Source organism: Pseudomonas sp. (assembly GCF_037994325.1).
Lineage (GTDB): Bacteria > Pseudomonadota > Gammaproteobacteria > Pseudomonadales > Pseudomonadaceae > Aquipseudomonas.
In genome coordinates this window covers 1-8,561 of the sequence record NZ_JBBNAH010000493.1, presented here as the reverse complement: position 1 = coordinate 8,561, position 8,561 = coordinate 1, and the positions used below count along the sequence as shown (strand labels likewise).

9 protein-coding genes are annotated in these 8,561 nt (G+C 59.6%); 2 read left to right on the top strand and 7 right to left on the bottom strand.

Annotated elements, in window-relative coordinates:
• Positions 1-20 precede the first annotated feature (20 nt).
• Complete coding sequence (locus AAAB16_RS16800) at positions 21-896, bottom strand: aldose 1-epimerase (protein ID WP_340664348.1); 876 nt, start codon at positions 894-896, stop codon at positions 21-23.
• 146 nt (positions 897-1,042) lie between these two features.
• Here AAAB16_RS16800 and AAAB16_RS16795 point away from each other — a divergent pair, with 146 nt between their 5' ends.
• Positions 1,043-1,795: a FadR/GntR family transcriptional regulator gene (locus AAAB16_RS16795; protein WP_110618392.1), complete on the top strand. Its 753-nt coding sequence runs from the start codon at positions 1,043-1,045 to the stop codon at positions 1,793-1,795.
• 3 nt (positions 1,796-1,798) lie between these two features.
• Here the strand turns inward: AAAB16_RS16795 and AAAB16_RS16790 are convergent, their stop codons facing one another.
• The 6 genes from AAAB16_RS16790 to AAAB16_RS16765 all read right to left on the bottom strand — a co-directional run bounded on the left by AAAB16_RS16790 (position 1,799) and on the right by AAAB16_RS16765 (position 7,593).
• Entirely contained in the window at positions 1,799-2,707 is a 909-nt protein-coding gene (locus tag AAAB16_RS16790) for a DMT family transporter (RefSeq protein WP_340664347.1), read from the bottom strand.
• A 169-nt stretch (positions 2,708-2,876) separates the two neighbouring features.
• A complete protein-coding gene (locus AAAB16_RS16785) occupies positions 2,877-4,157 on the bottom strand; it encodes a TRAP transporter large permease (protein WP_340664346.1) in 1,281 nt (426 codons plus the stop codon).
• Positions 4,158-4,685 (bottom strand): TRAP transporter small permease, encoded by a 528-nt coding sequence (locus AAAB16_RS16780; RefSeq protein WP_340664345.1) that lies wholly within the window; start codon positions 4,683-4,685, stop codon positions 4,158-4,160. It abuts the gene before it with no gap.
• Between the two features lie 83 nt (positions 4,686-4,768).
• Positions 4,769-5,752, bottom strand: a complete 984-nt coding sequence (locus tag AAAB16_RS16775; RefSeq protein ID WP_340664344.1) for a TRAP transporter substrate-binding protein — start codon at positions 5,750-5,752, stop codon at positions 4,769-4,771.
• A 59-nt stretch (positions 5,753-5,811) separates the two neighbouring features.
• Positions 5,812-6,699: an SMP-30/gluconolactonase/LRE family protein gene (locus AAAB16_RS16770; RefSeq protein WP_340664343.1), complete on the bottom strand. Its 888-nt coding sequence runs from the start codon at positions 6,697-6,699 to the stop codon at positions 5,812-5,814.
• A gap of 66 nt (positions 6,700-6,765) precedes the next feature.
• Complete coding sequence (locus tag AAAB16_RS16765; protein ID WP_340664342.1) at positions 6,766-7,593, bottom strand: NAD(P)-dependent oxidoreductase; 828 nt, start codon at positions 7,591-7,593, stop codon at positions 6,766-6,768.
• A gap of 481 nt (positions 7,594-8,074) precedes the next feature.
• Here AAAB16_RS16765 and AAAB16_RS16760 point away from each other — a divergent pair.
• Positions 8,075-8,561 (top strand): dihydrodipicolinate synthase family protein (locus AAAB16_RS16760; protein WP_340664341.1); only part of this gene is annotated, 487 nt, incomplete at its 3' end.

Sequence of the window (8,561 nt, the reverse complement as noted above, 5' to 3'; positions counted from 1 at the left end):
CGTGGTGCGCGCAGCACACCCTACGGTTTCAGAGCGGTATAGGTCAGGCTCAGAGCCAATTCGCATGACTGGCCCTTTTCCAGTAAACGTAGCCCTGGTCGCCCCGGTAGGTGGTGGGCGTTGACTGGATGGCTAACCGGCTCAATGCAGAAAAATGGTTTATCCAACGGACAGAACAGCAGGAAAAATTCGCTGCCTGTGACGGCAAGTTCCAACTGATAACCGGCGTCTTCCTGGGTAATCACCGCGCGCCCATCCCAGCCGGTAAAACCGTTATCCACCAACTCACTCGGCAACTGCGCCGATTGGCGAAAATTCCATTCAGTGGGCAACTCACTGAGCGCGGTGGGCAAGCGCCCGTCATCGCAGAGCCATACCTGCTCGGCGTTCGCCTGCAAGCGCGTTGCGCCGGTGCGCGGAAAGTACGGGTGCAAACCCAGGCCATGCCAGCTCGGTTGGTCCGCCAGATGGGTGACTTTAAGCTCGATCTTCAAGCGACCCTGTTCCAGGCTGATGCGTTGTTCGGCGCGGTAGGCGAACGGCACTTGGCTGTCGAGTTGCAGCAGCAAACTCGAGGCGTCGTGGGCCACCACCTGCCACGCCTGCTGCCAGGCGCTGCCATGAATCGGTAGCGGGTCATTGCTGGAGTTAGGGCTCAACGCTAACCAGCCTTGCGGGTTGTCGAAGCCACCGTTGGCAATGCGGTTCGACCACGGCGCCAGCGGGTAACAGGCCAATTGCCGTGGCCCCTCGGCGTCGGCGTCGGCTGGGCTTGGCCGCAGCAGGTCAAGGCCGTCGCTAAGGCGGGTCCAGGCCACCAAGCTGCCGCCAATCGCGGGGGCCACGGTGAGGCGGGTGAGGGCGTCGCTGATGCTGACAATGGCAGTAGCGGTCATTGGCGGTTCAACCTTTAGAAGTGGGTGCGCACTACGGCGCAGTTAAGTGTCGTTATGCCGCAGTTTTGCTGCGTGTCTAGGGGTGTCATCGTACAACCGCTGGGATATGATGGCCGCCTGCCCGTTAGCCGAGAATAAACGTCGCCATGGAAATCCCAAGCCCCCAACCACGTGTGCGCCGCAAGCATCGCAGCCTCGCCCAGGAGTTGGTGACCGAACTGTCGCAGCAGATTCGCGACGGCCAGATCAAGCGTGGCGAAAAGCTGCCCACCGAGTCGGCAATCATGGAAGCCCAGGGTGTCAGCCGCACCGTGGTGCGTGAAGCCTTGTCGCGCTTGCAGGCTTCGGGCCTGGTGGAAACCCGTCATGGCATCGGCACCTTTGTGTTGGATACGCCAAGCCCCAGCGGCTTTCGTATCGACCCGGCGACCATCGTCACCTTGCGTGATGTGTTGGCCATTCTCGAATTTCGTATCAGCCTGGAAGTGGAGTCTGCCGGCCTTGCCGCGCAGCGCCGTACCGACGCGCAGTTGCAGGCCATGCGTGAGGTGCTCGACTCGCTGCGTGAAAGCGCCGCCCATTCCGGCGATGCGGTGGTTTCGGACTTCCAGTTCCACCTGCTGATTGCCGAAGCCACCGGCAACCGCTATTTCACCGACATCATGAGCCACCTGGGCACCAGCATTATTCCCCGTACGCGGCTTAATTCGGCGCGCATTGCCCATGATGACCAGCGCCATTACATGGCCCGCCTGGAACGTGAGCATGAGCAGATTTTTGAAGCCATCGCCCGCCAGGATTCCGATGCCGCTCGCGCTGCCGTGCGCTTGCACTTGACCAATAGCCGCGAGCGCCTGCGCCAAGCCCACGAGGCCGCGCAGGTCGCCAACCAAGGCTGAACGCTAGGCACGTTTGCGGTACGTCAGCAGGACAATGCCGCTGACCACAATCAGCCCGCCGATAATCTGCCCAGCGCTTAGCAACTGCCCAAGAATCAGCCAGCCAAATACCAGGCTGGCCACCGGTTCCACGTTCATCACCGGCGCATTGCGGGCCATATCCAAGCGCGTCATGCAGATAAACAGCAGCGAAAACGCCACGCCATAGAGCACCACCAAGCAGGCGAGGGCGACCCAGCCAGCGGCTGCGCTCGGCAGACCCAAGCCGCCCGGCATCACGCCACTGCTGCCAGCGATGGCGATGCTGGAAAACACGATAAGCATGGTCAACATGCTGCGCACCGTGCCAACCATGCCCGACAGTTTGTTATCGGTAATCCACAACGCCACGGCAAACACCGACGCCGCGCCCAGGCCAAATAGCACGCCTTCAAACCACTCAATGCCATCGTCCACGCCGTTCAAGCGCGCGGGCACATCGAGGGCGAACACCAGGCCAAACAAGATCACGCCCATCAGCACCAATGCCCGTGGTGTCGGCTTGGCGCCGCCCAGGGCCCAGGTCAGCAGCACTAAAAGGATTGGCGCGATATTGACGATCAGCAGCGCCAACGCCACCGGAATTCGCGCCACGGTGGAGTACACGCAAAAGCTTTGTGTGGCGATCAACAGGCCCAGCGCCAACTGCCATGGCCAAGCGCCGCGCGGCAGATTCAACGAATCGCGCCGCCACCACACCAGGCCCGCCAGTACTAACGTAGTCACGCCTGAGCGACACAGAATCGCCAAGAGCAGGCCGGTGTCATGGTCGAAGGCAATGCGCGCGGCGATATGGTTACCGGCAAAACAGCTAGCCAGAAAGGCCAGCAGCAGTACGGCGATATGGCGGGGGAAGAGGGCGGAGCTAGACATACCGATCCTTGATAAAAAAAGCCGCACCTAACGTAACCGGTGCGGCCAATGCTGCTTAGACAAAATGCTTCGAACGCTTTGGCTCCCGTAGGGTGTGCAGTGCACACCTCGGCGATTGCGGGGAGATCGCCATGGTGCGCACAGCACACCCTACGGGGATTGTGTTTGCTTAAAGAACCACGCTTGGCAGCCAGAGCGAGATCGCCGGAATGTAGGTCACGGCCATCAACACGGCGAACAGTGCCACGTAGAACGGCAGCAGGGCTTTTACGGTTTCTTCGATGCTGACCTTGCCCACCGCCGCGCCGACAAATAACACGGCGCCCACCGGCGGTGTGATCAATCCGATCCCCAGGTTCACCAACATGATCATGCCGAAGTGCACTGGGTCGACGCCGATACCGGTAATCACTGGCAGCAGAATCGGGGTCAGGATCAGGATCAGCGGCGCCATGTCCATCACGGTGCCGAGCAGCAGCAACATCACGTTGATGCACATCAGGATCACGTAACGGTTATCCGACAGGGTCAGAAACGCGGTGGTGATCTTGGTGGGAATTTCCATCAGGGTGAGGATGTAGCCAAAGCTGGCGGCGAAACCGATAAGGATCATCACGATGGAAATGGTCCGCACCGCCCGGTGCATCAGCTTGGGCAGGTCGCGCCATTTGTAGTCGCGGTAGATAAACATGGTGACAAAGAACGACCACAGCACCGCGATCGCTGCCGACTCGGTAGCGGTAAAGATGCCGGACAGAATACCGCCCAGAATAATCACCATGGCCATCAGGCCCCACAGCGCTTCGGCAGCAATTTTCAGCGCCTGGCGCAGGGGAATCACTTCACCTTTGGGGTAGTTGCGCTTCTTGGCGAAGATCATGCACAGCACCATCATCACCGCGCTAAGCAACAGGCCTGGGCCAATGCCGGCCATAAATAGCGAAGCAATGGAAACCGTGCCGCCGGCCGCCAGCGAGTACAGCACCGAGTTGTGGCTGGGCGGCGTCAGCAGGGCTTGCACCGAGCCGCTGACGGTGACGGCAGTGGAGTAGGCACGCGGGTAGCCGGCTTTTTCCATTTCTGGAATCAGCACTGAGCCGACCGACGCGGTGTCCGCCACCGATGAGCCGGAGATGGCGCCAAAGAAGGTGGAGGCGACGATGTTGACCAAAGACAAACCGCCGCGCACAAAGCCCACCAGCACCCCGGCAAAGGCCACCAGCCGGCGGGACATACCGCCCTCGGCCATGATGGCGCCGGCCAGTACAAAGAACGGAATCGCCAACAGCGAGAACTTGTTGACCCCGCCAGCCACCTGAATCATCAGGGCATCGAACGGGATGTCGATCCAAAAGGCGCCAATCAGCGCCGAAAGGCCCAGGGCATAAGCCACTGGCATGCCGAGCAGGATCAGGGCAATAAAGCTGCCCAACAGGATGAGCGCGTCCATTTATACGGCCTCTTCGCTTAGTTCTACGACGTCAAAACTCATGACCCGACGCTTGCTCTGGTCGCCCAGGAACAGTTTTTCCAGCACAAAAATCAGCGTGATCACGCCACCGATAGGAATTGGCAGGTAGGAGATGCCTACGCGCAGCGACGGCATTTCGCCGACGAATTGATTCCAGGTGCCGGCGCACAACTTGGCGCCTTTGACGATCATGAACACGGCGATCAAGGCCATCAGCACTTGCACCAGAATCGCTGCTGCCTGGCGCAAGGCCGGCGGGAAGCGTTCGGTGGCCATGCTCACGGCCATATGGGCGCCGGCGCGGTAGCTGGCGGCGGCACCAAAAAAGGTAAACACCACCATCAGCAAGATGGCAGTGGGCTCGGGCCAGCTGGAACCGCTGCCGAGTACGTAACGGGCAAAAATGCCCCAGGGAATAATCAGGGTCATGACCAGCACCGAGAGCCCGGCAATGCCGATGCAGACGCGGTAGATCTGGTCATTGATGCGCAACACGGTATTTCTCATGGGCTTCACCACGACCGCAGCAACGGGCTGTTACCCGCGCTGCAGCGTTATCAAAGTGACGGGACTGTTTTCGCGGGTCTTGCTTACTGGACCGCTTCGATGCGCTTGATCAGGTCGGCAAACGGCGCGCCGTACTGAGCGCGAACGGGTGCAGTGGCGTCGACGAACTCTTTCTTCTCGGCGTCGGACAGGGTGATAAATTCCACGCCCCCGGCTTTGAGTTTGGCTTCGGCGCTGGCGGATTTTTCATCCCACAATTTGCGCTCTTCGAACTGCGCTTCGGTGGCCAGTTTTTTCACCAGGGCTTGCTGCTCAGGGGTGAGCTTTTCCCAGGTGGTTTTCGACATCACCACCGGCTCCGGCAAGATCAGGTGGCCGGTGAGGGTGTAGAACTTGGCGTTCTGGTAGTGGTTGTGCTCAAGCATGGTCGGCGGGTTGTTTTCTGCACCGTCGATTACGCCGGTTTGCAGGGCACTGAAAATTTCCCCGGTGGCCATGGCAATGCCGTTACCGCCCATGGCGTTGATGGTGTCGATAAACAGCGGGTTGCCTTGCACGCGAATCTTCATGCCTTTGAGGTCGGCCATTTTGCGCACCGGCTTCTTGGTATAGAGGTTGCGGGTGCCGCCATCCATCCAGGCCAGGGCCACCAGGTTGAAGTCCGAGTTGGTGATTTTGTCGAGGATTTCCTGGCCAACTGGACCGTCGATCACCGCGCGCATGTGTTTTTGGTCGCGGAAAATAAACGGCATGTTGAACACGTTTACGTCCGGCACTACCGGGCCGACGATGCCCAGGCTCACCCGGGTCATTTGAATGGCGCCGAGTTGCACCTGCTCAACCACTTCTTTTTCTGAACCCAGCACGCCACCGGCGAACATTTTGAAGGTGATCTCGCCCTTGGATTGTTCCTGCAGTTTTTTACCCATGGCTTCTTCTGCTACCACTGGCGGGTAACCGGTTGGGTGCACTTCGGCAAACTTGATGTTTAGCGCGGCATAGGCGCTGCTCGAGAGGCAGAACACCAGGGGCAGGGCGGCGGCGAGCACTGTGCGTTTGAAGTTCATGGTAAAGCTCCGTTTTGTTTTTGTTTGAGGGTGGCTTGGGTCTTGGTACTTAGGGCTGATCAGGAGGCGAACAGCGGTTCCTCCAGGCCCTTGACCCCAGGCTGCAAGGCGAACACGCCACCGGCCAGAGGCTGGTCGCTGAGGTCGCCGCCGGGGCGAATCGAGGTAACAAACAAGGTGTCCAGCCCGGCGCCACCGAAGGCGCACATGGCGGGTTTTTTCACCGGTACGGCGAGGGAACGGTCGAGCTTGCCCTCGGGGGTGAAGCGGTGCACCAGGCCGGCATCGTTGCCGCAAATCCAGTAGCAGCCATCGGCATCTACGGCGGCGCCATCCGGGCGGCCTGGGTGTTGGTTCATGTCGACGAACACGCGGCGGTTATGCGGCGTGCCGCTGTCGGTGTCGTAATCGAAGGCCCAGATTTTCTGCACGTTGGGGTGCGAATCGGAGAGATACATCGTGCGGCCATCGGGGCTAAAGCCCAGGCCGTTGGGCACGATGAAATCGCTGAGTTGGGCGGTGAGCGGTTCGCGCTGCCCGGCGCTGTAACGGTACAGCGCGCCAACCGGAGAACCGGCGGCCATATCCAACAACATGGTGCCGGCCCAGAAGCGGCCCTGGCGGTCGCAACGGCCGTCGTTAAAGCGCATGGCGGAATGGGCGTGGCTGACGCCGGCGAGCTTTTCGCTGGCCAACCTGCTATCGATTTGTGCGGTTAAGCGAAACAGGCCGCTTTGCATGCCGGCAATCCAACTGCCGTCGGCGTAGCGGCCTATGCAGGCGAGCATTTCCGGGGCTTGCCAGCTTTGCGTTTGACCATCGCTGGCGCGCCAGCGATGCAGGTGTTGGGCGGGTATATCCACCCAGTACAAGGCTTGTTCAGCCACGCTCCACACCGGGCTTTCGCCGGTGGCATTGCGGGCGTCGACAATCAGTTCAGCATGCATGGCAGCGCAGTCTCTTTAGTTGTTTTTCTAGAGTGGTGCGGCGTTTCTAACGGCTAGCGGTGCTGCTTAATCGTCGCCAAACGGCCCGGCTGCAACAAAAGCGCCGCCTTGGTAAACCATTGCCGGGTCATCGGCGGCTGGCATCGGCTGGGCCTCGACCTTGGCGCGGAACACTTCCGAGCTGTCTTTGGGGGTGTAGCCCAGGTGGCAGGCCAAACGGTTGTCCCACCACACCTCAGCATTAGCCGAAGCGCCGTAGACCACGGTGTGGCCGACGTTAGGGGTGTAGAGGGCGCGTTCGAGTAATTGCGTGAGGTCGTCGAAGCTCAGCCAGGTGTGCATCATTCGGCGGTTTTGTGGCTCCGGGAACGAAGAGCCGATGCGGATGCTGACGGTCTCGATGCCGTAACGGTCGAAGTAGAAGCTGGCCATGTCTTCGCCATATGACTTGGACAAGCCGTAGTAGCCGTCGGGGCGGCGAGGGGAGGCGGCGTCGAGCTTTTCGTCCTGTTTATAAAAACCGATCACATGGTTGGAGCTGGCAAACACCACGCGCTTAACGCCATGGCGGCGCGCCGCTTCGTAGATGTGGAACACGCCGCTGATGTTAGCGCCGAGGATTTCTTCAAACGGGCGCTCAACCGATACGCCGCCGAAATGCACAATCGCATCCACACCCTCAACCAGTTGGTGCACCGCTTGTTTGTCGGAGAGGTCGCAGATTTGCACTTCTTCATGGGCGCCGCTGGCCGGAGCCATTTCAGCGATATCAGAAAGGCGCAGCACGTTAGCGTACGGGCGCAGGGTTTCGCGCAGCACTTTGCCCAGGCCGCCAGCGGCACCGGTAAGTAGGAGGCGATTGAACGGAGTAGGGGCGTTGGAGTTGCTGGTCATGATTGGGCCCTGAATTTCTTGTGTTTATTTTTATGGGTTCGATCTGTGCCGATACTGCCCTCGTCGAGGAGTGCGCTGTTATCGGTTGTCGTATGACTTGGCTGGATTATCAACAGCCCCTGCAATCTTTGTCAACGCGACTTAGGTAGAAAATTCGCCGGTACAGGTGCTGGTTAAACTGCTGGCGGTTTTTCCCTTGAGGCCGCCGTAGACACTGCTTTTTAGCCATTAGGCCGCTTGAGCATGGGCATTGCGTAGGGAAATGTGAAGGGCGCAAAGCGTTGTACGGCGGGGCATAACGCAATCTCTACGCCTTTAGTCGTAGACGCCTCAGCGACAAAAGGAGATGACAGTCTGGATAGTTGTACGATAACGTAACTCTGCGTTTGCGATTGAGCCCAGTGCCATTTCTCGTTCGGTTTGCTGGGCACTCCTCTTGCCACGCCTTAATCCACTACGCGCTTTACAGGGTGTTCGAATAATGAATCCACAAGAACTGAAGTCCATCCTCTCTTCCGGCCTGCTGTCCTTCCCAGTCACAGACTTTGATGCTGCCGGCGATTTCAACCCAGAATCCTATATCCGCCGCCTGGAATGGCTTGGCCCATACGGTGCGTCGGCGTTGTTTGCGGCCGGTGGTACGGGCGAATTCTTCTCGCTGACTAACCGCGAGTATTCCTCTGTTATCAAGACTGCCGTCGACACCTGCGCTGGCAGCGTGCCGATTCTGGCCGGCGTAGGCGGCCCAACCCGTCAAGCCATCGAAATGGCCCAAGAAGCTGAACGCCTGGGCGCTAAAGGTCTGTTGCTGCTGCCGCATTACCTCACCGAAGCCAGCCAAGAAGGCGTGGCCTTGCACGTAGAACAAGTGTGCAAATCGGTAAAAATCGGCGTGGTGGTTTACAACCGTAACGTCTGCCGCCTGACTCCTGCGCTGCTGGAGCAACTGGCCGAGCGCTGCCCGAACC